This is a genomic window from Bacillus cereus group sp. N6 (genome assembly GCF_016483705.1).
Taxonomy (GTDB): domain Bacteria; phylum Bacillota; class Bacilli; order Bacillales; family Bacillaceae_G; genus Bacillus_A; species Bacillus_A wiedmannii.
On sequence record NZ_JAEHBI010000247.1, the window covers coordinates 1 to 333 of the forward strand.

A 333-nucleotide genomic window follows, 5' to 3' on the forward strand; every position below is an offset into this window, starting at 1 on the left:
TTCTTCACGATTGGATGGATTATTTGCTAACTGTTTATATTGAGTGAATACCTTTTTGAATAACCCTTTCGCATAAGTGCTTCTTGGCTCACTAAACATAGGATTCGCTTTTTCCCACACATCAGGATTATCGATTTCTTCCGGATTATCAATTTTGCAGATGAAGGGGAACAATGGATCTTCTAAATCTTTTCCTTTTAGAATGTTCATTGCTCGTTCTTTCGTCTTGTCCAGGAATCCATCACGAACAAAACCGTCTGTACCAATAAAAAATTCTCTAGCATTTGGCACTTTTCCAAGTCCACTAGAGAATACATTTACTACATCAAAGTT

At 36.3% G+C, this 333-nt stretch carries 1 pseudogene; it reads right to left on the reverse strand.

The features are described from left to right. Positions 1–333, reverse strand: a pseudogene (locus JDS99_RS31165) (terminase large subunit); the annotation flags it as partial.